Origin of the sequence: Tsukamurella conjunctivitidis (assembly GCF_007858475.1) — a bacterium.
GTDB classification, from domain to species: Bacteria; Actinomycetota; Actinomycetes; order Mycobacteriales; family Mycobacteriaceae; genus Tsukamurella; species Tsukamurella conjunctivitidis.
Window position 1 is genome coordinate 1 of sequence record NZ_VIGX01000230.1, and the last position, 558, is coordinate 558.

Annotated in this window: 1 pseudogene; it reads right to left on the reverse strand. The window is 67.6% G+C overall.

The features are described from left to right. Positions 1–558, reverse strand: a pseudogene (locus FK530_RS25185) (DNA-directed RNA polymerase subunit beta'); the annotation flags it as partial.

Here is a 558-nt window from a genome sequence, read left to right on the forward strand (position 1 = left end):
GTCGGCTCGACGTGCACGCGGTTGTAGCGTGCAAGCCCCGTGCCGGCCGGGATGAGCTTGCCCAGCATGACGTTCTCCTTGAGCCCGACCAGCGGGTCCTTCTTGCCGTTCATCGCGGCCTCGGTCAGCACCTTGGTGGTCTCCTGGAAGGAGGCCGCCGACAGCCACGAGTCCGTGGCCAGGGACGCCTTGGTGATGCCCATGAGCATCTGACGACCCGATGCGGGCTGCCCGCCCTCGGCGGCGACCTTGCGGTTCTGACCCAGGTAGGCCATGCGGTCCACCAGCTCTCCGGGCATGAAGGTCGTGTCGCCGGGCTCCAGGATGGTGACCTTGCGCAGCATCTGACGCACGATGACCTCGATGTGCTTGGAGTGGATGTCCACGCCCTGGGAGCGGTAGACCTCCTGCACCTCGTCGACCAGCTGCTTCTGGGCGGCGTTGCGACCGCGGATGCGCAGCACCTCCTTGGGGTCCAGGCGTCCCTTCGTCAGGGCAGTACCGGCCTCGACGTGGTCGCCCTCCTTGACCTCCAGCTCCTGGCGGCGCGAGACCTCG